This is a genomic window from Chromobacterium subtsugae (assembly GCF_001676875.1).
GTDB lineage: Bacteria > Pseudomonadota > Gammaproteobacteria > Burkholderiales > Chromobacteriaceae > Chromobacterium > Chromobacterium subtsugae.
Map to the genome: position 1 here is coordinate 209,749 of NZ_JYKA01000001.1, position 26,554 is coordinate 236,302.

General features: G+C 65.3%; 25 protein-coding genes. 12 read left to right on the forward strand and 13 right to left on the reverse strand.

From position 1 onward, the window contains the following. Nucleotides 1-80: 80 nt before the first annotated feature. The 3 genes from MY55_RS01010 (at nucleotide 81) to MY55_RS01020 (ending at nucleotide 2,880) form a co-directional block, all read left to right on the forward strand. Entirely contained in the window at nucleotides 81-1,541 is a 1,461-nt protein-coding gene (locus MY55_RS01010; protein WP_080770209.1) for a DegQ family serine endoprotease, read from the forward strand. Nucleotides 1,542-1,694: 153 nt separating this feature from the next. After that, nucleotides 1,695-2,222, forward strand: coding sequence for a hypothetical protein (locus MY55_RS01015; RefSeq protein ID WP_047238386.1), 528 nt, complete (start codon nucleotides 1,695-1,697; stop codon nucleotides 2,220-2,222). Between the two features lie 145 nt (nucleotides 2,223-2,367). Further along, nucleotides 2,368-2,880 (forward strand): CcdC protein domain-containing protein, encoded by a 513-nt coding sequence (locus MY55_RS01020; protein WP_047238387.1) that lies wholly within the window; start codon nucleotides 2,368-2,370, stop codon nucleotides 2,878-2,880. 85 nt (nucleotides 2,881-2,965) lie between these two features. Here the strand turns inward: MY55_RS01020 and bcaP are convergent, their stop codons facing one another. From bcaP to MY55_RS01055, 8 genes are all read right to left on the reverse strand, one after another. Further along, nucleotides 2,966-4,363, reverse strand: a complete 1,398-nt coding sequence (bcaP, locus tag MY55_RS01025; RefSeq protein WP_043574553.1) for a branched-chain amino acid transporter BcaP — start codon at nucleotides 4,361-4,363, stop codon at nucleotides 2,966-2,968. A gap of 270 nt (nucleotides 4,364-4,633) precedes the next feature. Next, nucleotides 4,634-5,083 (reverse strand): hypothetical protein, encoded by a 450-nt coding sequence (locus MY55_RS01030; RefSeq protein WP_065201852.1) that lies wholly within the window; start codon nucleotides 5,081-5,083, stop codon nucleotides 4,634-4,636. A gap of 111 nt (nucleotides 5,084-5,194) precedes the next feature. Further along, nucleotides 5,195-6,463 carry a carbohydrate porin gene (locus MY55_RS01035; protein ID WP_052941633.1) on the reverse strand — a complete coding sequence of 423 codons (1,269 nt, stop codon included), beginning with the start codon at nucleotides 6,461-6,463 and terminating at the stop codon, nucleotides 5,195-5,197. A gap of 103 nt (nucleotides 6,464-6,566) precedes the next feature. After that, nucleotides 6,567-8,216, reverse strand: a complete 1,650-nt coding sequence (gene treC, locus MY55_RS01040) for an alpha,alpha-phosphotrehalase (protein WP_047243465.1) — start codon at nucleotides 8,214-8,216, stop codon at nucleotides 6,567-6,569. Further along, on the reverse strand, nucleotides 8,209-9,663 hold the full coding sequence (treP, locus tag MY55_RS01045) for a PTS system trehalose-specific EIIBC component (protein WP_047243464.1): 1,455 nt from the start codon (nucleotides 9,661-9,663) through the stop codon (nucleotides 8,209-8,211). Before treP ends, treC begins: the two co-directional genes overlap by 8 nt. A 509-nt stretch (nucleotides 9,664-10,172) precedes the next feature. Next, a complete protein-coding gene (locus MY55_RS23225) occupies nucleotides 10,173-10,592 on the reverse strand; it encodes a hypothetical protein (protein ID WP_155419495.1) in 420 nt (139 codons plus the stop codon). 348 nt (nucleotides 10,593-10,940) lie between these two features. Next, on the reverse strand, nucleotides 10,941-11,645 hold the full coding sequence (gene treR, locus MY55_RS01050; protein WP_065201853.1) for a trehalose operon repressor: 705 nt from the start codon (nucleotides 11,643-11,645) through the stop codon (nucleotides 10,941-10,943). Between the two features lie 56 nt (nucleotides 11,646-11,701). Next, nucleotides 11,702-12,598 (reverse strand): LysR family transcriptional regulator, encoded by an 897-nt coding sequence (locus MY55_RS01055; protein ID WP_043574535.1) that lies wholly within the window; start codon nucleotides 12,596-12,598, stop codon nucleotides 11,702-11,704. A 125-nt stretch (nucleotides 12,599-12,723) separates the two neighbouring features. On the opposite strand from MY55_RS01055, the gene aceB reads away from it, so the two are divergent. From aceB to MY55_RS01070, 3 genes are all read left to right on the forward strand, one after another. Next, nucleotides 12,724-14,319 carry a malate synthase A gene (gene aceB, locus MY55_RS01060; RefSeq protein ID WP_043574533.1) on the forward strand — a complete coding sequence of 532 codons (1,596 nt, stop codon included), beginning with the start codon at nucleotides 12,724-12,726 and terminating at the stop codon, nucleotides 14,317-14,319. Nucleotides 14,320-14,467: 148 nt separating this feature from the next. Continuing rightward, a complete protein-coding gene (locus MY55_RS01065; protein WP_052877973.1) occupies nucleotides 14,468-15,157 on the forward strand; it encodes an SIMPL domain-containing protein in 690 nt (229 codons plus the stop codon). An 87-nt stretch (nucleotides 15,158-15,244) separates the two neighbouring features. Beyond that, nucleotides 15,245-15,856 (forward strand): glutathione S-transferase, encoded by a 612-nt coding sequence (locus tag MY55_RS01070; RefSeq protein ID WP_043574528.1) that lies wholly within the window; start codon nucleotides 15,245-15,247, stop codon nucleotides 15,854-15,856. Nucleotides 15,857-15,916: 60 nt separating this feature from the next. On the opposite strand, the gene MY55_RS01075 is transcribed toward MY55_RS01070, so the two are convergent. Further along, nucleotides 15,917-16,603 (reverse strand): DUF1345 domain-containing protein, encoded by a 687-nt coding sequence (locus MY55_RS01075; protein WP_047237790.1) that lies wholly within the window; start codon nucleotides 16,601-16,603, stop codon nucleotides 15,917-15,919. Nucleotides 16,604-16,833: 230 nt separating this feature from the next. Here MY55_RS01075 and MY55_RS01080 point away from each other — a divergent pair, with 230 nt between their 5' ends. Then, entirely contained in the window at nucleotides 16,834-17,607 is a 774-nt protein-coding gene (locus MY55_RS01080; RefSeq protein WP_047243459.1) for a 2OG-Fe dioxygenase family protein, read from the forward strand. A gap of 95 nt (nucleotides 17,608-17,702) precedes the next feature. Further along, nucleotides 17,703-18,449, forward strand: a complete 747-nt coding sequence (locus MY55_RS01085) for a substrate-binding periplasmic protein (RefSeq protein ID WP_230623351.1) — start codon at nucleotides 17,703-17,705, stop codon at nucleotides 18,447-18,449. 10 nt (nucleotides 18,450-18,459) lie between these two features. Here MY55_RS01085 and MY55_RS01090 read toward each other — a convergent pair whose 3' ends face one another. The 4 genes from MY55_RS01090 to MY55_RS01105 form a co-directional block, all read right to left on the reverse strand. After that, complete coding sequence (locus MY55_RS01090) at nucleotides 18,460-20,088, reverse strand: glycosyltransferase family 4 protein (protein WP_043574523.1); 1,629 nt, start codon at nucleotides 20,086-20,088, stop codon at nucleotides 18,460-18,462. 109 nt (nucleotides 20,089-20,197) lie between these two features. Then, on the reverse strand, nucleotides 20,198-20,479 hold the full coding sequence (locus tag MY55_RS01095; protein ID WP_043574520.1) for a hypothetical protein: 282 nt from the start codon (nucleotides 20,477-20,479) through the stop codon (nucleotides 20,198-20,200). A gap of 130 nt (nucleotides 20,480-20,609) precedes the next feature. Next, the gene (locus tag MY55_RS01100) at nucleotides 20,610-20,825 is read right to left on the reverse strand and encodes an HP1242/YdcH family protein (protein ID WP_043574518.1); all 216 of its coding nucleotides are present in this window, start codon (nucleotides 20,823-20,825) and stop codon (nucleotides 20,610-20,612) included. A 92-nt stretch (nucleotides 20,826-20,917) separates the two neighbouring features. Then, nucleotides 20,918-21,817, reverse strand: a complete 900-nt coding sequence (locus MY55_RS01105) for an SPFH domain-containing protein (RefSeq protein WP_043574517.1) — start codon at nucleotides 21,815-21,817, stop codon at nucleotides 20,918-20,920. 271 nt (nucleotides 21,818-22,088) lie between these two features. On the opposite strand from MY55_RS01105, the gene hflK reads away from it, so the two are divergent. Genes hflK through MY55_RS01125 form a run of 4 tightly spaced genes read left to right on the forward strand, consistent with a single transcriptional unit; the run spans nucleotide 22,089 to nucleotide 26,319 of the window. Then, nucleotides 22,089-23,084, forward strand: coding sequence for an FtsH protease activity modulator HflK (hflK, locus tag MY55_RS01110; RefSeq protein ID WP_043574515.1), 996 nt, complete (start codon nucleotides 22,089-22,091; stop codon nucleotides 23,082-23,084). Further along, complete coding sequence (hflC, locus tag MY55_RS01115) at nucleotides 23,084-23,962, forward strand: protease modulator HflC (protein WP_043574514.1); 879 nt, start codon at nucleotides 23,084-23,086, stop codon at nucleotides 23,960-23,962. The genes hflK and hflC overlap by 1 nt, the downstream gene beginning before the upstream one ends. Next, the gene (locus MY55_RS01120; RefSeq protein WP_080509338.1) at nucleotides 23,959-25,212 is read left to right on the forward strand and encodes an NRAMP family divalent metal transporter; all 1,254 of its coding nucleotides are present in this window, start codon (nucleotides 23,959-23,961) and stop codon (nucleotides 25,210-25,212) included. Before hflC ends, MY55_RS01120 begins: the two co-directional genes overlap by 4 nt. Nucleotides 25,213-25,233: 21 nt before the next feature. Further along, nucleotides 25,234-26,319, forward strand: coding sequence for a YjbE family putative metal transport protein (locus MY55_RS01125; protein WP_065201854.1), 1,086 nt, complete (start codon nucleotides 25,234-25,236; stop codon nucleotides 26,317-26,319). Nucleotides 26,320-26,554 lie beyond the last annotated feature (235 nt).

Below are 26,554 nucleotides of genomic sequence, written 5' to 3' on the forward strand. Positions count from 1 at the left end.
ATGCGCCGCCCCGCCCCCATTTATCGTTGAGAATCAGCTTGCTACCAAAAGGATTGCCCGTGACAACGAGTCTTCGCATCATGGCCGGCGCCCTGCTCGCGGCGTCGTTACTGTCCGGCTGCGACAGGATCGAGCAGTTAGTCAAAGGCAACAGCCAGCCAGCCCCCGTCGCCATTCCCGCGCAACAGGACGGCCGCGTGGCCATGCTGCTGCCCGACTTCACCCAGCTGGTCAGCCGCGACGGCCCGGCGGTGGTCAATATCCAGACCACCCGCGAGAACGCCGCGCCGCAACAAAGCAGCAATATGCCGTTCCCGGTGCCGGAAGACGACCCGCTGTACGACTTCTTCCGCCGCTTCATGCCCAATCAGCCGCAACAGCCGGACCAGAGTCCGGAGGAAAGCATTTCCTACGGTTCGGGCTTCATCATCAGCAGCGACGGCTACGTGCTGACCAACGCCCACGTGGTGGCCGACGGCGGCCAGATCCGCGTGATGCTCACCGACAAGCGCGAGCTGCGCGCCAAACTGGTGGGCCTGGACAAGCGCAGCGACGTGGCGCTGTTGAAAGTGGAGGCCGCCGACCTGCCGGTGGCCAAAATCGGCAACCCGGCCGATTTGAAAGTCGGCGAATGGGTGGCCGCCATCGGCGCGCCGTTCGGCTTCGACAACACCGTCACCGCCGGCATCGTCTCGGCCAAGGGCCGCAGCCTGCCGGACGAAACCCTGGTGCCCTTCATCCAGACCGACGTGGCGATCAACCCGGGCAACTCTGGCGGCCCACTGTTCAACCTGCGCGGCGAAGTGGTCGGCATCAATTCGCAGATCTACAGCCGCTCCGGCGGCTTCATGGGCATTTCCTTCGCCATTCCGATCGACCTGGCGATGCAGGTGGTGGACCAGCTGAAAACCAAGGGCAAGGTCAGCCGCGGCCAGCTGGGCATCAACATCCAGGAAGTGACGCAGGAGCTGGCGCAATCGTTCGGCCTGCAGCGGCCGTCCGGCGCGCTGGTGGTGCGAGTGGATCCGAAAGGCCCGGCGGCCAGGGCCGGCCTGCAGCCCGGCGACATCATCCTCAAGCTCAACACCCAGGCGATAGACAGCTCCAAAGACCTGCCGATGCTGGTGGGCGCGCTGGGCCCCGGCACCCGGATCAAGCTGGTGATCTGGCGCAAGGGCTTCGAAAAGACGCTGGAAGCCACACTGGTGGAACAAGCGCCTGACGCCGGCAGCCCGGCCAAGCCGGCCAACGACACCGTGCCGCAAGGCTACCAGTTCGGCAAACTGGGCCTGACGTTGTCCGAGCTGACCCAGGAGCAGCGCGCCGACCTCGGCATCCGCGGCGGCCTCTTGATCCAAAAGGCGCAGGGCCCGGCGGCGCGTTCCGGCCTGCAGCCCGGCGACATCATCATGGGCCTGAACCAGAACGACATCACCAGCATCAACGCCTTCGAAAAAGCGCTGTCCAGCGCCGGCGGCCATGCCGCGCTGCTGGTCAAGCGCGGCGAATCGGTGCTGTTCATCGCGCTGCGCACCGACTGAGCCGGCATAGCGCCAAACCAAACGCCGCCCCTCCCACCCGGAGGGGCGGCGTTTTTCATGCCGGCCGCGCCTCAGCCAACACGATGGCATGCGGCCAGGAAAAAGTGAGCCATACTGCAGCGAGACATCCCCAGCCGCGAACAGGAGCCACGCATGTCCGACAGCAACCGCGCCACCTGGAATTTCCTCGCCGACACTTACTGGTACGTGACCCAGCCCGACCTGCCGGCCTTGCGCTTCGATCCCGGCGACAATGCGCTGAGCTGGCAGTCGGACCAGACGGTCTGGCACATCTCCGGCTATCGGAACGGCTATTTCTGGGGCGTATGCTCGGCGCTGCTGACCGACCCCGGCGCAGAAGGCGGCACGCCGCAGCTGCGCAGCCTGGTCGGCACCGTCACCGCCGACGGCGCGCTCCAGATCAGCTTCGTCCGCGACGGCGCGCTGCGCGATTCGGTGATCACCGGCTTTGGCCGCCTGCTGCAATGGGACGGCGAATGGGCATGCCAGATGCAGATGACCGCCGCGGCTAGCGGCGGCCAGACGCTGCATTGGGCCAATATGCGGCAAACCCGCCCGGGCGACCCCAGCTGGGACCAGTTGCCCGGCACCGACTACTCCGTGCCCGACATGCTGGAGGGCGCCAGCTACCCGCAGTTTTCAACCGACCAAGCAACATGACAAAAACATTTACATAAAACCATACTCAATCACAAAGCATGGATGTATATAATTTCCGGACGCGCAGGCAAGCCGCATGGCGGCCCGCGCGCCGCGGCTGCCGCCCAGGCAGCGCCCGACAAAACCCACCGGAATGCTAGCTGACATGACCGCCATCGCCCTGCCCCCTTCCCTGTTGCCCGCGCTGGGCATCGCCGCGCTGGTGATCTGGCGCCTGTACTCGCGGATACGCCGCATGGTGGGCCGGCAACGGCTGTCACCCATTCGCCCCTGGCTGACCGTGATCGTCTTCCCGCTCCTCCTCGCCGGCCTCGCCCAAATGTCACATGCGCATCCCGACAAGCTGCTGATGCTGCTGGCCGGCGCCGTCATCGGCGCGCTGCTGGGCCGCTACGGCATCCGGCTGACCCAGTTCGAAACCACCGAACAGGGCCGCTTCTACACGCCCAGCCTGCACTTGGGCATCGCGCTGTCGCTGCTGTTCATCGGCCGCATCGGCTACCGCCTGGTTTCGCTCTACCTGTCCGGCGGCTCGCTGTCCGCGCCGCCGGCCGGCTTCATCGGCCATCCTCTCACCTTGCTGATCTTCGCCATCCTGGCCGGCTACTATGTGTCCTACGCCATCGGCCTGCTGCGCTGGGCGCGCTCGACCGCCTGAACCGCCTCTCGCAAAGAAACAAAAAAGGCGAAACCGATGACGGTTTCGCCTTTTTTCGTCATCCGGCCGTGGACCGGAATGCGCGTCACGCCGGATTGTGCAGCAGCGAATTCCGCCGCGAGTAGCCGAAGTACACCACCAAGCCGATCACCAGCCAAGCGGCGAAGCAGGTCCAGGTCAGCAGCGACAGCTGGGTCATCAGGAAGCCGCAGCACAGGATGGCCAGCGCCGGAATGGTGGGCACCGCCGGGCAGACGAACTTGCGCGGCAGGTTCGGTTCGCGCTTGCGCAGCACGATCACCGACAGCGCGATCAGCGAGAAGGCCGCCAGCGTGCCGATGTTGACCAGCTCGGCCAGCGTGTGCAGCGGCACGAAGCCGGCCAGCAGCGCGATGATGGTGCCGATCAGCCAGGTGGCCTTGTACGGCGTGCCGTATTTCGGATTCACATCGGAGAAGATCTTCGGCAGCAGGCCGTCGCGGCTCATCGCGAACAGGATGCGGGTCTGGCCGTAGGTCATCACCAGAATCACAGTCATCATGCCCAGGATCGCGCCCAGGTCGACAAAGCCGGCGAACCAGTCCAGCTTGGCCACCTGCAGCGCCAGCGACACCGGATGGTCGACGCCGGCGAACTGCATGTAGGGCACGATGCCGGTCATGATGGCGGCCACCACCACGTACAGGATGGAGCACACCGCCAGCGACCAGATCACGCCGCGCGGGATGTCCTTGGCCGGGTTCTTCACTTCTTCCGCCGCGCAGGTGACCGCGTCGAAGCCGATGAAGCTGAAGAAGACGATGGCGGCGCCGTGGAACACGCCGGAGAAGCCGAACGGCAGCGCCGGCTGCCAGTTGACCGGCTTGACGTGCCAGACGCCGATGGCGATGAACAGCAGCACCACGGCCACCTTGATCAGCACCACGATATTGTTGACGCGCTTGGACTCCTTGATGCCGAAGGCCAACAGCCCGGTGATGATCATCGCGATGCAGAAGGCCGGCAGATTGAACAGGGTTTCCTTGCCCGGCACCGAGCCGGCGGCGGCGGTGAGCGCCTGCGGCAGCGTGACGCCGAAACCGGACAGCAGGCTCTGGAAGTAGCCGGACCAGCCGACCGACACCGCCGACGAGGCCAGCAGGTATTCCAGCAACAGGTCCCAGCCTATGATCCAGGCGATCAGCTCGCCCAGGGTGGCGTAAGCGTAGGTGTAGGTGGAGCCGGAAATCGGCAGCATGGAGGCGAATTCGGCGTAGCACATCGCCGCGAAGCCGCAGGCGAAGGCGCTGATGACGAAGGAAAGCACCAGGCCGGGGCCGGCGATGGTGGCGCCGGTGCCGGTGAGCACGAAAATCCCGGTGCCGATGATGGCGCCGATGCCCAGCATGGTAAGGTCGAACGCGGAGAGCTCTTTTCGCAGCCCGCGCGAAGTCTGAGCGGTTTCCAGCATTCCCTGGACGCTCTTCTTGCGCATCAAACTCATTGTCTACATATCCCGTATGTCGCCGATACCGGCCCGCCCGCCGCTGCGCTTGGCCGCGGCTGGCTGAAACGACGAGACGCCCGCTGTCCAGGCGGGCGCCTCATGCTCGGATTCGGCTGTTGTGATCTGATTTGTCCCTGCGCCGCCGCCCTGTCGTTTGCAGGCCGTGTCAGCGAAGGTTTCCGATAGTACAGCAGGACGCCATGGCGACAATACGGGAAATCCGCAATGGCTTACAACCTAAAATTCATTAGTCATAACAAGAACTTCTTACGGCATCGGCATCCGCTCCAGCAGCCGGCGCGCCGCCTGTTCCAACTGTTGCCGCCGGTTTTCTCCCTCTCCCAGCCGCTCCCGTCCCTGCCATAACACCGCGCCGTCGGCGTTCTTCACCGTCAGCGCCAAGGCCGGCCAACTCTCCAGCCGATACGGCGGCTGCCCCCAGTAGCCGTCGTAGCGCCAGTCCACCGGCCGCTCCACCCATTGCCGCTCCACCTCCTCGGTGAAGCACAGCCGCCAGAGCGGCGGCGCGCCGATTTCCAGGCCGCGCAAGGACAGACGCGTCGCCAGCCAGTCCTGCCAGCCGCCGGCGGCATCGGCGGCCGGCAAACATTCCAGCTGCACGCGCGGCGCCGATGCCGCGGCGGCGCCATCCTCCGCCCTGCTCCAGCCCGACAGCAACGACAAGGCCGCCAAGCCGCCCATCCATACGCCTTTCATCGCCTTCTCCTTCACCTGCGCCTATAGCGACAGACCGGCGCCGGACGGCAAAGTGCCGCGGCAAAGACCGCGACACGGTAAACTTTCTTTACAAAAAAACGCCGCCCCGCGCTACCACCACGCCTCTATCTGCACGCCGAAAGTGGTGGCCTGGGTGCGGCCGCCCACCGCGAAACTGGTCAGATTGGCCTGCGCCGCCGCGTTGTTCCAGTTGTAATGGCTGGCGTACACCCGCAATTCCGGCCGAGTCCAGAAATCGGTATTCGGCGCAAAGGCCAGCGCCAGCGTCGCCTTGTTCAACCGTTGCAAGGGCTGATTGTCGGTATCGCGGCTGGTCAGGCCGATCTCGGTCAGCAGCTTGACGTTGGCCGCCACGCCGTAGGACAGCCGGCCGCCCAGGGTGGCGTCGCGGTATTTGGCGGCGTTGTCCGGCGCCACGCTCTGCCAGCCCAGCACCGCCTGGCCGCCGAAGCGTCCGCGCTGCCAGTCCACCACTTCGGCGATGCGGCTCTGCCGCGCGCCGGCCTGCGCCGCGCCGTTGCTGTCCAGATTGTAGAATTCGCCGGACAAGGACGCGTGGCCGCTGGAAGCCTGCAGGAACAGCGAATTGTTGACGCCCTGGGCCAGGAAGTCCTTCTGGTTATGCAACAAGCCCAGCGCCGCGCCGGGCTTGCCGATGGCGAAATCGCCGCCTATCGCCGCGCCGGTCAGCGTCAGCTTGCCGCCCGGGTTAATCTCGATGCCGGTCAGCTGAAAATTGGCGCGGCGCGCGTTGTTGGGGGTGGCGTTGTTGTTGGCGTAACTGCCGGACGAGGATACCGACAGGTTCAGCTTGGCCTTGCCGACGGCGATGCCGTCCACGCCGGCGCCGTAGTTGTCGCCGTCCTGCATCAGCCAGTTGTCAAGGATGTGGATGTCCTGGATGCGATGGTAGCGCTGGCCGGCCCACAGCGTCAGATTGGGCGCGAATTCCAGCCCGCTGATGTAGCCATAGACCTGCGAGGCGCCGGTCTTGCCGTTGTAGATGGTGGGCATCACGTAAGCGCCCCAGCTGACGCCATTGCCCAGCGTCCATTTCTTGCCGACGCCGAACTCGATATAGGTGTCGCCCTCGTTGCCCAGGCGGAAGTGCTGCAGATCGCCGCCCAGCTGGTACTGGCCCTTGGGCAGATTGTCGGCGGAGCTGCCGTAAAAGCCGCTGCGCAGATAGCCATCGAACTGGAAGCCCATATCATCCAGCGCTTTTTTCACTGCGCCGCTCAGCTGCTCGGCGCTGATCTGCGGCGCCGGCGCGGCGGCGGGCGCATCCTCCGCCCAGGCCGGCAGGCCATGCCCCAGCGGCAGCAGAATGCACAGCCAGCTTATCGTTTTCGTCCTCATTCTCGTCTCCTTGTCTTATTAGCGGGTCGCGCGCCGGGCGCGGGCAAAGCTCCGCCCTGCCAGCTTTGCGGCCGGCATGACGGGAAATCGGAATGCGTAAGGGTTACGGCGCGGCTGGCGGCGTCGCCCGGTACAGCAGCGAATGCCAGGGCCTTAGCTGGCCGGTGGCCTGCGGCGGGTAGTTGGACAGCAGCAGTTCCAGCACCCAGCCCTCCGGCACCGCGTCCGGCGGCGGCTGGTAATGGAGGTTGTCGGCGCCGAAGTGGTTGATCACCAGCAGCATTTCATCGGCGCAGCGGCGGGTGTAGGCCCACAAGCTGGGGTGGTTCGGCGTCAGGCAGCGGTAGTCGCCGTCGGCGAACACCCGGTACTGCTTGCGCAGCTGGATCAGCCTGCGATAGTGGTGCAGCGTGGAGTCCTTGTCGCCGATGGCGGCGGCGACGTTGATCTCGGCCGCATCCGCCGCCACGCCCAGCCACGGCTCAGCCGCGCTGAAGCCGGCATGCGGGCCATCATCCCATTGCATCGGCGTGCGGGCGTTGTCGCGCGAGCGCTGGCGGATCACCGCCATCGCCTCGGCGTCGGCATAGCCCTCCGCCAACAGCTGGCGATAGGCGTTGAGGCTTTCCACGTCGCGCAGCTGGCCGATATCGGCGAAGCCGGGGTCGGCCATCGCGATTTCCTCGCCCTGGTAGATGTAGGGCGTGCCCTGCAGGCCGTGCAGCGCGGTGGCCAGCATCTTGGCGGACTCGGTCCGGTAGCGGCGGTCGTCGCCGAAACGGGACAACGCGCGCGGCTGGTCGTGGTTGCACCAGAACAAGGCGTTCCAGCCGCCGCCGGCGTGCATGCCGCTTTGCCAGTCGGACAGGATGCGCTTGAGCGCGATGAAATCCACCTCGCCCGGCCGCCACTTCTCGCCGTCCGGATAATCCACCTTCAGATGGTGGAAGTTGAAGGTCATGCTCAGCTCGCGCCGGTCCGGGCGGCTGTAGGCGATGCAATGCTCCAGCGAGGTGGACGACATCTCGCCCACCGTCATCAGCTCATGGCCGGCGAACACTTCGCGGTGCATCTGCTGCAAGTACTCATGCACGCGCGGACCATCGGTGTAGAAGTGGCGGCCGTCGCTGTCATCCTCGGAGAAGGCCGGGTCCTTGGAGATCAGATTGATCACGTCCAGCCGGAAGCCGGCCACGCCCTTGTCGCGCCAGAAACGCATCATCTCGAACACCGCCTGGCGCAGCGCCAGGTTGTCCCAGTTCAGATCGGCCTGGGTCTTGTCGAACAGGTGCAGGTAATACTGGCCGCTGGCTTCGTCCTTCTCCCAGGCATTGCCGCCGAACTTGGACTGCCAGTTGTTGGGCGCGTCGCGCCAGATGTAGAAGTCGCGGTAGGGGTTGTCCCTGCCCTTGCGCGCCTCCTGGAACCAGGCGTGCTCGGTGGACGTGTGGTTGACCACGATGTCCAGCATCACGCCGATGCCGCGCCGACTGGCCTCCGCCAGCAGCAGCTCGAAGTCTTCCATGCTGCCGTAGGCCGGATCGATGCTGTAGTAATCGCTGACGTCGTAGCCGTTGTCATGCTGCGGCGAGCAGTAGAACGGCGTCAGCCACAGATAGTCCACGCCCAGCCAGGCCAGGTAGTCCAGCCGGTCCGCCACGCCCAGCAGATCGCCGGTGGCTTGGTTGCGGTGGCTGCTGAAGCTCTTGGGGTAAATCTGGTACACCACCGCCTGTTTCATGTCCTTAGGCATGCTGCGCGGCCTCCTCTTGGGCGGCCGCGGCCAGTTGGCGGCGCGCCAGCAGCCAGGTCAGGCCGAAGGGCACGATCAGCGCCACCAGCGTGCCCGCCAGGAACAGCGGGATGTACTGCGGAATGATGGAGATGAAAGCCGGCAGGCCGCCGACGCCGATGGCCGACGCCTTGACGTGGCCCAGGCTGATCAGCACCGCCGCGCAGGCGGAGCCGGCCAGCGCCGCGTAAAAAGGCAGCTTGTGGCGCAGATTGACGCCGAACATCGCCGGTTCGGTGATGCCGAAGAAGGCCGATACCGCGGAAGTGGACGCCATGTTCTTGTCGTTGGCGTTCCTGGCCAGCCAGAACATCGCCAGCGCGGCGCTGCCCTGGGCGATGTTGGACAGCGCGATCATCGGCCAGATGAAGGTGCCGCCCTGGCTGGAAATCAACTGCAGATCCACCGCGATGAACATATGGTGCATGCCGGTCAACACCAGCGGCGCGTACAGCGCGCCGAACAAGGCCGCGCCCAGCCACGGCGCCAGGTTGAACACATAGACCAGCGCGTCGGTGACGGCGATGCCCAGATGGCGGGCCAAGGGGCCGATCACCGCCAGCGCCAGGAAGCCGCTGACCGCGATGGTGACGATGGGCACCACCAGCAACTGCACCGCGTTGGGCACCCTGGGCCGCAGCCACAGCTCGACGCGGCACATCACCCAGGCGGCGGCCAGGATCGGCAGGATCTGGCCCTGGTAGCCCACTTTTTCGATACGCAGGCCGAACAGGTCGAAGTACGGCACCGACGCGCCATCCAGCCCGGCCGCCGCCTTGCCGTAGTTCCAGGCGTTGAGCAGGTCCGGATGCACCAGCAACAGGCCCAGCACGATGCCGAGAATCTCGCTGCCGCCAAAGCGCTTGGCGGCCGACCAGCCCACCAGCGCCGGCAGGAAGACAAAAGAGGTGTTGGCCATCATATTGATCAGCCCCCACAGCCCCGACAAGCCCGGGTAAGCGTCCAGCAGGCTCTGGTCCGCGATGAACATGCCCTTGGCGCCCAAGAGATTGTTGGCGCCCATCAACAGGCCGGCGATGACGATGGCCGGCAATATCGGCATGAACACGTCGGAGAACACCTTGACCAGTTGCTGCAGCCGGTTCTGTTTTTCGTCGCCGCTGGCTTTCACATCGGCGATGGTGGCGCGGGCCACGCCGCCCTGCTTCACCATTTCGGCGTAGACGCGGTCCACGTCGCCGGCCCCGATGACGATCTGAAACACGCCGGCATTGCTGAAGTGGCCCTTCACCAGCGCCACCTGGCGCAGCGCCTCGCCCTGCACCTTGGACTCGTCGTGCAAGGCGATGCGCAGCCGGGTGAGGCAGTGCGCCGCCTGGCGGATATTGCCCGCGCCGCCGATGTTTTGCAGTATCTGCGCGGCGATCGCTTGGTAGTCGTGACTCATCGTCTCTCCCCTGTCCCTTGTCGCGGCGGTGGATTCGCTCCCGGCACAATGCCGGAAATCCGCCTGTTCGTGGCGATTGTCCGCATGACAATCGCGGTCAAGTTAACTCGTACATACAAGTTGGTCAACACTCGTACATACGAGTTTGCGAAAAGTCAAAACGACTGCCGCCATTTCGCAACAGCGAAAAGACGAAGGCCCGGGCGGATGACTCCGCGCCGGGCCTGACTCATTCAATCTATTCTGCCATCGGCGGTGGATCGCCCCTGCGGGGCATCCACCCTACAAAACCGCCTGTCGTAGGGCGGAACCGGCCAAGCCGGGCGTTCCGCCGGGTTGCAACCATCAATGGTAATATCCGGGGTACGTGGTACAGAACCGCCTCCTGTAGGGCGGAATCCCGGCCAGGCCGGGAGTTCCGCCGGGTCGCCGAAATCATGGCAGCGTCTGGGGTACGCGGTGTATGAAAAAGCCCGGGGTTAGTGCCTCGGGCTTTTTGCACTTGATTATTATCGATGGTCAAATGACCACTTGAGTATTGGAGCTTTTTGACTTGCGTTGGATTGGTAAAAAGTTAGGCAAAGATTCAATGGCCCAGCATTGCTCAACGTTAACCCTCCTAGTGGAGTAATAGTTGCGGTCTGTAAACCACCGGTTTCATTGCATTTTATGAATATTGGATTGCAGATGGTAAAATTCAGTTTGTTTGTTTCGATATAATTCTCAATTACGTTGTTCCACATCTCTTTAGTTCCGATCGTCGTATAGTTACGAGGTGGTTTTGTCTTGCTTAGTGCGGCACGGGCATTTTCTTCATTTATCCTTTCAACTATGTGATGCTCTTGATCACCATCGGGCTGGAGTATTGCTTCGTAAAATCCTGGGGTGAGTTTTTTACCGACAAAGTGATTGCAATAAATTTGCACCATGATGTTCTCCATTTATTGGCTAGCCACACATGTGGTAGTCCTTAAGCTGGACGTGTGAGTGAGCGGTTTATGAAAAAGTCACCATGTCCGATGGGCATTATGGAGAAGTTGATGTGTCTCCCGAGTCAATGCAGCGCCTGCAGAAGACTCTTGAGGGGGGATTGCATTCCTTTAAGTGGCGTGGCTCAAGACGACATGCACCAAGCGCATAACGCATAACCCGTCACTCCTGCCGACTCTCTAGTCTTCGCCCGCCGAAAAAAGGAAACAGACCACAATTTCCATCATTTCAGCCAAATGAACTTGAGTGTGGCCAGTTTCCGCACACCGTCACACAGAGGGAAAATGCTACCGCCTCGCAATATCCGTGAAATAGAACTTATCCAAGCGATGGCGCGATTCGGTGTATTCAAACAGCCGGCCGTCGTAGAGGTGGGTCAAGTTTTTGACCACGATCACGTGGTCCATGCCGTTCAGGTCCAGGTAGCGGCGGTCGTCGTCGTTGCAGGGCTGGGCTTCGATGGTGCGCTGCGCGTAGCTGATGGTCAGCCCCAGATCCTGCTCGATGTAGCGGTAGATGGAGCCGGCGGCGATGTCTTCGGTCAGGCCGGGGATCAACTCAGCGACAAAATGGTTGACGTCCAGGATCACGTTTTCGCCGTCGATATTGCGCACCCTCTTGATCCTGACGATTTCCTCGCCCTCCGCCAGGCCAGTGGCCTGGACCAGCGCGGCGTCCGCCGGCGCGCGCGCCAGTTCCGCCACGCGCGATACCACTTTGCGCCCCATGCGCTCGTTCATTTCCTGGAAGCTGACGATGCCGCTGAGCTGGAACTCGATATTGCCCGGCTTGAGCACGAACACGCCCTTGCCGTGGATCTTCTGCACGTAGCCGCGTTCCTGCAGCAGGTCCACCGCCTTGCGCACGGTGCCGCGGCTGGCCTCGTAGCTGCGCATCAGCTCGGATTCGGAGGGAATCTTGTCGCCTTGCGCGAAGCGCTGATTATCGATATCGGCGATGATTTCGGAATAAATTTGATGGTATTTGTTCATTGTTGTCTTTGGCCAGCCCGGGGCAGCCCGTACCTTAGCAAGAGGCGGCGGCGCGCTCAATCCCAATATCCGGGCGCCGCGTAGGCGGCGCGCAGATGATCGACGAAGCGGCGCACCCGCGCCGGCAGCAGCCGCCGTTGCTGCACCACCGCGCACACCGGGTAATCGGGCGAGGCGAAATCGTCCAGCACCGTCAGCAGCCGCCCCTCGGACAGGTCCTCCTTCACCTCCCACAACGAGCGCCAGGCCAGGCCCAGGCCTTGCAGCGCCCAGTCGTGCAGCACCGCGCCGTCATTGCACTCCAGCGCGCCGGCCACCTTAAGGTTCACCGGCCGGCCATCCACGGCGAAGCTCCAGCCGCGGCTCTGGCTCTCTCCCAGCGACAGGCACTGGTGATGCTGCAGATCGGCCGGGGCGCGCGGTACGCCATGCTCGGCCAGGTAGGCCGGCGCTGCCACCACCACGCGGCGGTTCTCCGCCAGCCGGATCGCCACCAGGCCGGAATCGGCCAGGTCGGAGATGCGGATCGCGCAGTCGATGCGGTCGCGCTGCAAATCCACCAGCCGATCGGACAGGTCGAGCGTCACTTTCACTTCCGGATGCAGGCGCTGGAAATCGGCGACATGCGGCGCCACGTGGCGGCGGCCGAAACCGGCCGGCGCCGATAGCCGCAGATGGCCGCGCGCCTTGCCGCTGCCGGATGCCGCTGCAGCCTCCGCCTCTGTCAGATCGGCCAGTATTCGTTGGCAGTCTTCATAAAACGCTTCGCCCTCCTGCGTCGGCGCCACGCGGCGGGTGCTGCGCGCCAGCAGGCGCACGCCCAGCCGCTCTTCCAGCGCGTCCAAACGCCGCCCCACCATCGCCGGCACCACGCCCAACTGCCGCGCCGCGGCCGACAGGCTGCCCAGCCCCACCACCGCGACAAAGGTCTCCAGCTGTTTCAGCTCGCTCATTCGCTACCTAAAAGTAAAAAATGTTGTGCAATTCATGCCATTTCTTTTTACTTGGCTGGCGAATAGACTGTCAAACATTGCATTGCAGCATCATCATGTCATCTTCTCTACTCAGGAGCGCGCGCATGGCAGTCAACCTTCCGCAGGGCGTGGAAATCTTCGCCGACATCACCCCGGCCTACGCCGAAATCCTCACTCCCGAGGCGCTGGCCTTCGTCGCCAAGCTGCATCGCCGCTTCGAGCCGACGCGCCGCGAGCGCATCGCCGCCCGCGCCGCGCGCCAGGCCGAGCTGGACGCTGGCAAGCTGCCGGACTTCCTGCCAGAAACCGCCGCCGTGCGCGCAAGCAACTGGAAAATCGCGCCGCTGCCGCAGGACCTGCTGGACCGCCGCGTGGAAATCACCGGCCCGGTGGAGCGCAAGATGATGATCAACGCGCTGAACTCCGGCGCCAAAAGCTTCATGGCCGACTTCGAGGACTCCAACTGCCCGAGCTGGGACAACCAGATCGCCGGCCAGATCAACGTCCGCGACGCCTACCGCAAAACCATTTCCTACGCGAGCCCCGAGGGCAAGCAATACAAATTGAACGACACCATCGCCACTCTGCTGCTGCGCCCGCGCGGCTGGCATTTGATGGAGAAGCACGTCAAGGTAGACGGCGAGATCGTGTCCGGCAGCCTGTTCGACTTCGGTCTGTCGTTCTTCCACAACATCCGCCACCTGCGCGAACACGGCAGCGCCACTTATTACTACCTGCCGAAGATGGAGAGCCATCTGGAAGCGCGGCTGTGGAACGAGGTGTTCGTGTTCGCCCAGAACGAATTGAACATCCCGCAAGGCACCATCAAGGCGACGGTGCTGATCGAGACCATCCTCGCCGCCTTCGAAATGGATGAAATCCTGTACGAATTGCGCGAGCATTCCGCCGGCCTCAACGCCGGCCGCTGGGACTACATTTTCAGCTGCATCAAGAAATTCAGGCAGAACCGCGACTTCTGCCTGGCCAACCGCGCGCAAATCACCATGACGGTGCCCTTCATGCGCGCCTACGCGCTGCTGCTGCTGAAAACCTGCCACCAGCGCCACGCGCCGGCCATCGGCGGCATGGCGGCGCTGATCCCGATCAAGAACGACGCCGCCGCCAACGAAAAGGCGCTGGCCGGCGTCAAGGCCGACAAGGACCGCGACGCCACCGACGGCTACGATGGCGGCTGGGTGGCCCACCCGGGCTTGGTGCCTATCGCCGACGCCGCCTTCAGCGCGGTGCTGGGCGACGCGCCCAACCAGATCGCCAAGCAGCGCCCGGACGTGGCCGTAACCGCCGCCGACCTGTTGAATTTCCAGCCGGAAACGCCGATCACCGAAGCCGGCCTCGCCATGAACATCAATGTCGGCATCCAATACCTGGGCGCCTGGATTTCCGGCAACGGCTGCGTGCCGATCCACAATCTGATGGAAGACGCCGCCACCGCTGAAATCTCGCGCTCGCAGATCTGGCAGTGGCTGCGCAGCCCCAAAGGCGTGCTGGACGATGGCCGCAAGGTGACGCTGGAGCTGTTCCGCGAACTGCAGGCGCGCGAAGTGGCCAAGCTGAAGGACGAGTACGGCAGCCGCTGGAGCAAACAATACGAGGACGCCGCCAGGATGTTCGACCTGCTGACCACCTCCGACGACTTCGTCGAATTCCTCACCCTGCCCGGCTACGAATACATAGATTGAGCCGCCGCAACAGCGGCAGTCCGAACGGCCCCTCGCGGGCCGTTTCGCATTAGCGGCCGGTCATTTTCACGCCGGCCGCATGGAACCCGCTCTTGCCAAGCCGATCGAAGCGGAGTCTACTTCCCGCACACCTCGCCAAGGAGCCAGAATGAAAAAGTCCCGCCTCAAACCCATGCTGATGTGCTGCCTGCTGGCCGCCGCCCTTCCCGCCGCCGCCGAAGGCATCCAGCTGAACCTGTCGGCCAGCGCCCAGCGCGACATCGCCAACGACCAGATCAGCGCCACCCTGTATGTGCAACAAAGCAACAGCCAGGCCGCGGTACTGGCCGATAGGCTGAACAAGGCCACCGCCAACGGCCTGGCCATCGGCCGCGGCTACAAGGACGTGCAACTGTCCAGCGGCAGCTACAGCACCTGGCCCAGCTACGACAAGAACGGCAAGATCACCGGCTGGCAAGGCCGCTCCGAGATCCAGCTGAAGAGCAAGGACTTTGCCCAGGCCGCCGAGCTGATCGCCAAACTGCAACAGACCATGCTGCTGGAAGGCGTGCAATTCGGCGTCTCCGACGAAGCACGCCGCAACGCCGAGCAGGGCATGATTCCGGAAGCGATCGCCAACCTGAAAAACCAGGCCGAAGTGGCGGCGCGCGCGCTGGGCAAAAACGCCGTCAACATCCAGCAACTGGATATCGGCCAGCAAAACCACGGCTTCCGTCCGCCGGTGATGATGATGAAAGCCGCGGTGGCCGGCGCCGAATCCAACGTCAGCCAGCCCGACCTGCAGCCGGGTCAGACCCAGCTGCAACTGCAGGTCAGCGGCAAGGTGGAACTCAAGTAAGGCTTTCAGCCCCGGCCGGCTTGCGCTAAAGTAAGCTCTGGCCGGCACTTGCCGGCGCCCCTTCCGACTTCCCCATCGCCCCTGAACATGAAACTGATCGCTTCTTTGACCAGCCCTTACGCCCGCAAGGTCCGCATCGTGCTGGCTGAAAAGAAAATCGACTGCCCGCTCGAGGAGGAAACGCCCTGGAGCGCGGACAGCCGCGTCCCGGAGTACAACCCCCTGGGCAAGGTGCCGGTGCTGGAGCTGGACGACGGCTCCACGCTGTACGACTCGCGGGTGATTGTCGAATACCTGGACAACAGCTCGCCGGTGTCGCGGCTGCTGCCGCAAGACAATCGCCAGTTGATCGGCACCCGCCGCTGGGAGGCGCTGGCCGACGGCATCATCGACGCGATGGTGGCCATCGTGCTGGAGCGCCGCCGCCCGCCGGAAAAGCAGATGGAGGAAGTGGTGGAGCGCCAGCGCGGCAAGATCGCCCGCGCGCTGGCGACGCTGTCGCAGGATCTGGGAGAAAAGCCGTGGTGCACCAGCCACGGCTACAGCCTGGCCGACATCGCCGTCGGCTGCTGCCTGGGTTACCTGGACTTCCGCGCGCCGGAATTGGACTGGCGCGCCAGCCACCCCAATCTGGACGCGCTGTTGCAAAGGCTGTATGCCCGCCAGTCCTTCATCGACACCGAGCCGCCAGCCGCCTGAAGCGCGCCGCGCAAGCAAAAACGCCACCCGTCGAGGTGGCGTTTCGCATGCCGCGGCAGGCTAGATCAGTCCGGCGGCGATATTGATCATCAGCGCCAGCACCGTGGCGTTGAAGAAGAAAGACAGCACGCAATGCGCGGTTCCGGCGCGGCGCTGGCGGCTGTCGGTGAAGCTGACGTCGGCGGTCTGGCCCGACGTGCCGATGATGAAGGCGAAATAGAGGAAATCGGCGTAATCCGGCAGCCGGGTGCCGGGAAACTCCAATCCGCCCGAACCGCCGCGGGCATGCTCGGCATAGAAGGTTCGCGCGTAATGCAGCGCGAACATCACATGGGTGAACGCCCATGACGACAGCAGCGTCAACACCGCCAGCAGAATGTGCGCACCGCGCAGCCAGCCCTTCATGTCCTTGACCACCGCCAGCTCCAGCACGATGGCCGCCAGGCTGGCGATCGCCGCCAACACCACCAGCAGCATCACCAGCCACTGCCCCTCGTCCTCCAGCCGCGCCCAATGGCGGATCTGCTGCTGGCGCGGGCCGAACATCATCCAGGCCACCAGCGCGAGATACAGCCAAGCGCCGGCATTCCAGCCGACGATATAGCGGGTGACGTCGTGCATGGCCGCTACATGGGGCAGTGCCAGGATCACTAACGCGCCGAACAGCGCCGACCACACCAGCCGCGGCCTGGCCAGCAGCATGCGGACGACGATGAAACGGCGGATGACAGGAAACCAGAGGCTCATAAAGCTGTTTCACTCCTTGTAATGTGATGGAAGCACCATGGCGCCAGCGCGCGCCGCCCGGCAATCTTGCAGCATTGCGCCATTCCCGCCAAGCCGGATCGCGCCGCACAGCCTGGCAACGACGATGGCCCGGCATCGTAAAATTCAATATGAATAAATGTGTTTGTTTTTAAATTCATATGTCGCAAAATCAATCGACAAGCGAACAACAAGAATCAGGAAGACAAACCATGGCCAACACCCCGACGGCGCCCCGCCCGCAAGCGCTGCAAGACCGGGACGCGCAACTGGAAGCCCTGTGCCGCCAAATGGCCTGCCGCGACTTCTGCCTGCTGCCGGCCGCGCTGTCGCGCGATCTGCTGCTGCTGCAGGACCCGCGCGCGCTGGCCGATTGGGAAGCGTTCCAGGATAGCTGGAACCACCTGCGGCAAGACAAGTTCATGGCCGACGGCGGCAGCTACCGCCAACGGCTGCACGCCACCCTCAGCGCCGAGCCCTCGGCGCGGCGCGCGCGGGCGGAAGCCCACCAGCCCCACTACCAAAGCCGGCAGTACAATCCGCTCAACGGCGGCGTCGCCCGCCACTTCGAGCCGATACGCAACGAAATCCTGCTGGGCGCCACCATGCAATCGGTGCTGGAGCTGGGCTGCTCGATATTCGGCAAGCTGTCGCCTTACACCCGCTGGCATATCGAAGCGCACCAGTTCCGCATCGAGGCGCGCAACCGCGAGCGCGGCAAGCCCACCCCGGAAGGCATACACCGCGACGGCGTGCACTTCCTGCTGATGATGATGGTGCGGCGGCGCAACCTGGTGAACGGCGCCACCGAGCTGTACGATCTGGAACACCAGCCGCTGGCCGAATTCACGCTCAGCGATCCCCTCGACATCGCGCTGGTCAACGACGAGCGCGTGCTGCACGGCGTCACCCCGGTGGCCCAGCTCGACCCCTCGCGCGAAGGCAGCCGCGACGTGCTGCTGCTGAGCTTCCGCCGCCACAGTTGACCCCCTCTGCGCGCCGCCGCCAAAATGGTAATCTTGCTTTCCTATGCTGATAGTCACTATGGCAACGACAACAAGCGGGATCGGGGAACAACAGAGTGGCCAGACAGATCGCGATGGTTTTGGCGGCGGCTTGCTGCTGGTGCGCGGCGGCAGTAGCGGCAGCGGACATTCACGCTTACACCGAAGACGTGCCGCCGCTCAACTACCTTGAGAACAACAACGTCCAAGGCTACTCCACCGAGGTGCTGCGCCTGGTCGCCAAGGAAGCCGGCCTCAAGCTCAGCATCGACGTTCTGCCCTGGCTGCGCGCCTATGCCAAGGTGGAGAGCACGCCGGACACCCTGCTGTACACCATCGTGCGCACGCCGGAGCGCGAGCAGCACTTCCAGTGGGTGGGGCCAATCGGGCCGCGCCGCATCTACCTGTACCGGCTGGCCGCGCGCGACGACATCCGCATCGCCTCGCCGAACGACCTGCTGCGCTACCACAACGGCGCGCTGGCCGGATCGGCCGCCGCCAGCCAGCTCGCCGCGCTGGGCCTGCAAGCCGGCAGCGCGCTGGACATCGGCCACAGCGACGCCACCAATCTGAAGAAACTGCAGCTGGGACGGCTGGACCTGGTGGCCATGCTGGACTGGGCGATGGCTTGGCAGCTGCGCCTGCAAGGAAAAACCGAAAAAGCGGTGGCCCCGGTCCTGCTGCTGGACGGCAAGCTGGAGTACTGGTTCGCGCTCAACCGCGCCACCCCGCCGGAACGGGTCAAACAGCTGCAGGACGCGCTCAACCGCATCCGCGCCGACGGCCGCCTGCAGGCCATCCGCCGCCGCTACCGCAGCGACTGACGCGCCGCCGTCAGGCAAGCAGCCGCAGCAGGCCGTACTTCAGCAGCCAGCCGAGCTGGTAATCGACGTGGTCGGCGGCGACCGCCAGGCTGGCCTGCACTTGGCTGCGCACCGCCGCCACCGTTTGCGGGCCGGCCAGCAGCGTCCGCAGCGTGTGGCTGAGCAGCTCGCCGCTGCTCAGCAAGGCCACCTCGGCATAGGTGGCAGGCATCGGCAGCTCGCCGCGCAGCACCGCGTGGGCCAAGGCGGTCAACTCCAGCGCCAACCCGCCTTCCAGATGGCGCGTCGGATAATCGCGGAATATGTCCCGCATGTCCGGCCGCGGCGTTCCGGTCCACGGTTGCAGCCCCGCGGCGTCGGCCTCGCGCTTGAGTTCGCGCCAGGCGGCGTCATAGCCCTGGATCACGGCGCGCCAGGAATATTCCGCCAACGCCACCGCGCGAGCGCGCTCGCCCATCCGGCGGCGCAGCGCGGGATCGGCGGCCAGCTCCAGCAGCCGCCGGCCAAACGCCTCCATGTCCAGCGCCACGCCTTGCGCGTGCAGCAGCGAGGACAGATTGTCCTCCAGCACCTCCAGCATGTCGCCGGCCACCCGCGGCGGCTGGGTGGCGAGCGTGGGAATGCGAAAGCCGGTCTCGCCTTCGCGCACCAGATCGCGGTAACCGTCGAAATCGGAAGCCACCACCGGCAAGCCGGCGGCCATCGCCTCGATGATGGAAATGCCGAAAGTCTCCTGATAATTGTCCACCGGCGACACGAACACGTCGGCTGCCGCCAGCAGCGCGTGCTTGTCCGCGTCGCTGACCGGACCCAGCACCGTGACCGCGCCGTCCAGCCCCAACTCCGCCGCGGCCTGCCGCAGGTTGTCCAGATCGCTGGCCGCGGCGCCGCCGGCCAGCAGCAGCCGCCAATCGACGCGCGGCGCCTCCAGCCGCAAACGCGCCAACAGGTACAGCAGCGGCACCAGGTCGGCCTTGGTGGCGGGCGACAGGCGGCCGACGTAGAGCAGATGGAAAGCGCCGGCCTCCAGCCCCAGTTGCTGGCGGCACGCCGCGCGGTCGCGGCGGACGAAGTATTCCTCCTCCACTCCCAGCGGCAGCAGCCGGCAGGCCGGGCGGTTGCCGGCGCCGGACGACAAGGCATGATCGAGATGGCGCTCCACCACCCCTCGGCCCAGCGTGGAGGTGCAGAACAGCGCGTCGCCCGGCCGCAGCGGCGCGGCCGTCAGCGCCGCCACCTTGTCGAACATGTCGCCGCCGTTGAGGCTGTGGATGGGCGCGGTCAGCGGCAGCGGATGGCTGGCATGGCGCGCGCGCAGGCGCGCCATCTTGGGCAGGTACCAGTACCAGTCGCCGAGGTGGAAAGCGGAAAAGTCGGTGCGGGACAAGGCGTCCGGCACATTGAGATGATGCGACAACACCACCCGGGACAGCAGCGCGTCGTCGACGCAGGCTTCCAGCCGCCGCTGCACCAGCTTCAGATTGTCCAGCGCCGGGCAAAACAGGTGGAATTCGTCGAACTCGGCGTAGCGCAGCAAAGCCCGCAGAAAGCCGAAGTTGGCGACCAGCCGCCCCAGCTTGAGATCCGTTTCCGAGCTTTCCACAAAAGAATCGATGCTGCCGAAAACCCGCTTGCCCATTGCGCCTCCTGGCGATTCAGTCGGCGCCTACCCGCGGGGCGCGCCAGCGCCGGGGGATTCCGGCGCGGCGCTATTGTGCGCCAGCGCGCCAAACGCTGGCAATGCCGGCTTATTCGGCCTCCAGCGCCGCCATCAGCGCCTCCGCGCTGGTATAGGACGCCAATGCCGTCCGCAGGCGGTTGAAAGCCTGGGCGGCCTTGTCAGGATGCTTGGCGAACGGCACCAGGCCGTCGTAACTCCAGCCGGCGGCGGCCAGCGCCTGCTTGCGGAAATTCATGCCGTCGTTGCCGCCGCCGCCGATATTGACCAGCGCCTGCTCGATCAGCGTATGCGGCAAGGGAGTGCGGCTGAGGGTGACGAAATGGCTGCTGTGGATTTCATCGAAATGCATGGAGGACTTCCCCGTCGTCTGAAATTGTTTTTTAGTTTTAGTAGGAACTTTCCCGACGCGCTGAGGGGAAATGCGAAACCGGAGCGCAAGGCTCCGGTTTCGCACGCAACGGCCTGGCGCCACGGCTCGCTCAGGAGGTATGCGCCTTCAGCAACACGTACAACTCATCCTTCAGCTTCAGTTTTTCCTTTTTCAGGTTTTCGATTTCCAGCGCCGAAGCCTGGATGATGCGCGCCTCCATGTTCTTGATCTGCTGATCCAGCTGGTTGTGCAAATCGAACAGGCGGCCAAAATGCGGGTCTTCGGTTTTCAGGCGGGAAATCAGATCGCGGTATTCGGGAAACATCTCAGCCTCCTTGGCGGGTGGGTACAGCCGGCTTCAGCCGGCCACGACTCATGCTAACGTCAACTCAGCCGCCGCGATTTGATCTGCCGCAGTCATTTCTGCGTCGGCGCCGGCAGGTTGAGCAGCATGCCGCCGCCTTCGCCGCCGCCCACCACGCTGGGCATCTGGCCGTTCCATTTGTCTATGTAGGCGCGCTGCAGCTTCAGCCTTTCCCAGGCCAGCAGCCTGTCATCCAGCGACGAGGCCAGCGCGCGGTTGGCGGCCGCCTCGCCCTCGGCGATGGCCACTTTCTTGCGAGCTTCGGCGGTGGCGGCGCGCACTTCGTTCTCGGTGCGGATGGAGTCCTGAATCGCCTTGGTCTTGGCGTTCACCGCATTGGCCAGCTCCGGCGGCGGCCTGAGCGCGCCCACCAGGCCGAACTGCTGGATAGACACGCCTATCGGCATGGTGCGCCGGTTCAGCTCCGCCGCCACCCGGCCGAGAAACTCTTCCTTCTTCACGCCGTTGACGTCGTCGAAGCTGTATTCCGATCCCAGCGCCACCACGATGTTGCGCGCGGTGTCGCGCAGGTAGCCGTGGGTCCAGTTGGAAATGTCGTCGGCGCGGAAGCGGGTGTAGAACTCCGGCACCTTGTCGGCGCGCAGCAGATAGGACACCGCCACGTCTATCGAAACCGGCACCGAATCCTTGGTGTTGAAGCTCAGCTCCTCGTTGGCGGCGCTGCCTTCGGTGGCCGAGCGGGTCCATACTTCGCGCTGGACGAAGGTGGGATACACCACCACCACGCTCTGGATGGGATTGAAGAACACGAAGCCGGTCACCACGTTTTCCTTGCTGATACCGCGGTCCACCAGCCGGTTGATCTTGATGCCGGTATAGCCGGGATTGATCACCGTCCAGCTCAGCACCGATTTCTCCAGCACATTCCCCAAGATGACCAGCGTCAGCAGGCCGCCGGCTATTTTCAACAATAATCGCGTCAATGGTTGCATCGACAAGCCCCTTCAGGCAGGCAACGCATGTCCGGCGCCCTTCGCCGGCTGCGGCCCGGCAGCCAGCATACGTCCGCGCCGCGCAAATATGCAATTAAGATAGAAGGCGCCGCCATCATTGCCATTCCCTGCCGCGGATCATCGACTAAATTGGCAATAGATGTCATCCGTTTGGCATCCACCGCGTTAAACCACACATACACCGTGGTCAAAATATCAAGAGCCCGCCATGCCCAGCCAGCCTCCACAGCCCAAAAACCATGACTCCTCCATGGACAGCTCCGCCGCCGCCCTGCGCCAGCGCCTGGACCACGCCCTGCAATTGCTGGGCATGCGCGGCAAGGGCCTGTTGCTGCTCGGCGGCCTGCTGGCGGCCGGCTGGCTCGCCTCCGGCATCTACCGGGTGGAGCCGGACGAACAAGGCGTGGTGCAGCGCTTCGGCCGCTGGAGCGACACCACCTCGGCCGGCCTGCATTACCACCTGCCCTGGCCGGTGGAAACCATCCAGCTGCCCAAAGTCACCCAGATCAAACAGCTGAAACTGGCCAATTTGTACGAGGGCTCGCCGCCCGACGCCGCCGACCCGCGCGAGAAACAGATGCTGACCGGCGACGAAAACATCGTCGAGGCCGACTGCGCGGTGTTCTGGCGCATCAAGGACGCCGGCCGCTTCCTGTTCAGCGCCAAGGAGCCGGAGCAGGCGCTGCGCATCACCGCCGAGGGCGCGCTGCGCGAAGTGATCTCGCACACCCCCATCCAGGCGTCCATGTCCAACCGCCGCCAGCAGGTGGCCGAAGAAACCCGCGGCCTGATCCAGCAGCGGCTGGACGCGCAGCAGGCCGGCATCCTGATCACCCAGGTGCAGCTGCAGCGCGTGGACCCGCCGGCGGCGGTGATCGACGCCTTCAACGACGTGCAGCGCGCCCGCGCCGACCAGGAGCGCGCCCGCAACGAGGCGCAGGCCTACAGCAACGACATACTGCCCAAGGCGCGCGGCGAGGCCGAGCGCATCCGCCAGGAGGCCGAGGCCTACCGCAGCCAGGTGGTCAACCTGGCCCAGGGCGAGGCCAAGCGCTTCGACTCGGTATACCAGACCTACGCCCAGGCCAAGGACGTCACCGCCTGGCGGCTGTACCTGGAAAGCATGGACGACATGCTGAAGAAGGCCAGCAAGGTGGTGATAGACGGCAGCGGCAAGAACGGCAGCGGCGTGCTGCCGCTGCTGCAATTGCAGGACAAACCCAAGGCCGGCAAGGAGAACCGCTGATGGACAAGCAATGGCGCGGAATCGGCTGGGTGGCCGGCATCGCCGCGGTCTGGCTGGCGCTGTCGGCGCAGTACACGCTGAACGAGGGGCAAAAGGCGCTAGTGGTGCGGCTGGGCGCGCCAGTCAACGTGGACGGCGAGCCGGGGCTGAAATTCAAGCTTCCGCTGATCGATAGCGTACAGTACTACGACACCCGGCTGCAGATGCTGGCCCCGCCGCCGGAACAGGTGATCCTGGGCGACGAGAAGCGGCTGGAGGTGGAAACCTACACCCGCTACCGCATCGCCGACACGCTGCGCTTCTACCAGGCGCTGCGCACCGAGGAGCAGGCGCGCGCGCAGCTGACCCAACTGGTGAGCACCTCGCTCAGGCGCGAGCTGGGCAAGGCGCCGCTGTCAGACCTGCTGTCGCCGCGCCGCCTCGCCATCGTCGCGCGCATCCAGCAGGAGGTGACCGAACGCGCCCGCCCGCTGGGGCTGGACGTGACCGAGGTGCAGCTGCACCGCGCCGATCTGCCGCTGGAAACCAGCCAGGCGATTTACGACCGGATGAAATCGGCCCGCCAGCAGGAGGCCAAGGAATTGCGCGCCCAAGGCGCGGAATGGGCGCAGCAGATCCAGGCCAAGGCCGACCGCGACCGCACCGTGATCCTGTCCGAAGCGCAGCGGCAAAGCGCCATCACCCACGGCGAGGCCGACGCCGAGGCTGGCCGCATCTTGGCCCAGGCCTTCAGCAAGGACCCGAAGTTCTACAAGTTCTACCGTTCGCTGCAAACCTACCGCCAGTCGCTGGCCGACTCGGCGCCGGTGCTGGTGCTGTCGCCCGATTCGGCACTGCTGCGCGACCTGAAAAACGGCCCGGCGGGCGGCAAGCCATGAGCGGGGCCGACATGTCGCTGCCACCGTCGACGCTGCGCCGCCTGCGCCACCTGCTGGCCGCGCTTGGCCCCGGCCTGGTGGTGATGCTGGCCGACACCGAAACCGGCAGCGTGATCGCCGCCGCCCAAAGCGGCGCGCACTGGGGCTACCGGATGCTGCCGCTGCTGCTGTTGCTGATCCCGCTGCTGTACATGGTGCAGGAGCTGACGATACGGCTGGCGCTGGGCACCGGCAAAAGCTACGGGGAGCTGGTGCGCCGGCGCTGGGGCCGCCGGGCCGAGCGGGCCTCCGCCTCGGTGCTGCTGCTCAGCTGCCTGGGGGCGCTGGCCACCCAGCTGAGCGGCCTGGCCGGCGTCGGCCAGCTGTTCGGCATCCCGGTGTGGCAAACCATCAGCCTGCTGGGCGCGCTGATTTTCCTCATGGTGTGCACCGGCAGCTACCGCTCGGTGGAGCGCACCGCCATCGCGCTAGGGGTGTTCGAACTGGCCTTCCTGGCCGAAGCCTGGCTGGCCAAACCCGATCCGGCCCAGATGCTGGCGCAGCTGACCCAACTGCCGCTGGGTAATCACGATTTCCTGCTGCTGGCCGCCGCCAATATCGGCACCTGCATCATGCCCTGGACCATTTGCTACCAGCAGTCGGCCTTGCTGGACAAGGGCCTGACGCTGGCCGACCTCAGGCCGGCGCGGCTGGACACCCTGCTGGGCGCCATCCTGTGCCAGGTGATCACCGCCGGCATCCTGATCGCCGCCGCGGTCGCCTTCGGCCATGGCGGCGGCGGCGCCAGCCTGGACACCATTCCGCAGCTGGCCGGCGGCTTCACCCGCCTGCTGGGCCCGGCCGGCGGCCGGCTGCTGTTCGCGCTGGCACTGTCCGGCGGCGCGCTGGTGGCTACCATCGTGGTGTGCCTGACCAGCGCCTGGGCGCTGGGCGAATTGGCGGGCAAGCGCGAATCGCTGGCGCGGCGTCCGCTGGAGGCGCCGTGGTTTTACGGCAGCTTCGCGCTGATGCTGATCGGCACCGGCGCGCTGGTGTCGTCCGGCGTCAACCTGGTCAAGCTGTCCATCGCCACCTCGGTCGCCAACGCGCTCTTGCTGCCGGCGATGCTGGCCGGCCTGTACTGGCTGGCCAGCCGCGAGCTGCCGCCCGCGCTCAAGCCCGGACGCGGCTACCGCCTGCTGCTGGCCCTGTTGTTTTTGTTGATCGGCGGCTTCAGCCTCTACTCCGGCATCGCCGGCAGCCTGGACTGACGCCCCGCGCCGGATGAATCCATGGAACCCGACAGCCTCGCCCACGCCTTCGGCCTGACTTTCCAGGTCTCGTTTCTGGACCTGATCCTCAGCGGCGACAACGCGCTGGTGATTGCGCTGGCCTGCCGCGCGCTGCCGCAGGAGCTGCGCCGCCGCGCAGTGCTGTGGGGCACCGGCTTCGCCATCGCGCTGCGCCTGCTGCTCACCGCGCTCACCGGCGTGCTGCTGATGGTGCCGACGCTCAAGCTGATCGGCGCCGCCGTCCTGCTGGCGATCGCCATCCAGCTGCTGCTGGGCGACGACAGCGCGGACGACGACGGCGCGCGGCTGGCGGAACAGGCCGGCCACAGCCGGCAGCTATGGAACGCGGTGACGCTGGTGGTCAGCGCCGACCTGGCGCTGAGCCTGGACAATGTGGTGGCGCTGGCCGCCGCCGCCCAGGGCAGCCTGCTGTTCCTGCTGTTCGGCCTGCTGCTGAGCGTGCCGCTCTTGATGTACGGCAGCCTGCTGCTGTCGCGGCTGATGGACGACTATCCGCTGCTGATCCCGGCCGGCGCGGCGGTGCTGGGCTGGCTGGCCGGCAGCCTGGCGGTGAGCGACCCCTTGTGGAACGACTGGGTCGCCGCGCAAGCGCCGGCGCTGCAGATCGCGGTGCCGCTGCTCGCTACGGTCTTCGTGCTGGTGGAAAGCCGCATCATCCGCGAACAACGGCAGCGCCTGCCCGCGTTGCCGCCGCTGCAGCTGCTGGCCCCGCTCACCCGCCGCCTGGCCATGCTGGGCGAGGCCGGCATCGCCGGCGAGCCATCGCCCTCTCCCATCGCGCCGCCCGAACCGGCCATAGCCGCAGCCGCACCGCCCGCCGCCTGCGCCGAAACGCCCGCCGCGGCGGCGCTAGAGGAAAGCGCGGCTGTCCTCCAGCCGCGCCAGCCCGCGGCGATAGACGAGGAAGCAGGCGACGACGATGCCAGCCTCAGCCCGCCGCTCAAGGCGCTGGTGCTGGCGGCGGCCGTCATCGGCGCGCTGGCGCTGGCCTGGCTGGCCTGGCACCTGCTTAGCCAGGGCTTTCTGCCCACGCCCAGCCACCACCCGGCGGCGCCGCGCCATTGACGCGCGCTGGCGGCGCGCCCGGATGGTCTGCATCTGGTCTGTTCGATGCGCCGCCAACGCGTGCCTACCCGCTCCCGTCCGCCGCCGCCGCGCGGTAACTTGACGCAAACGCGCCACACTTTTCCAGCGCCACTCCCGCATTTTCCACCCCAATTCTGCGTGAATTCGTCCTTGCCGCCAGCGCTTTCGCCGCAATGCAGCATTCTCCGCAAGTCCTTGTCTCCCAATCCCCTTC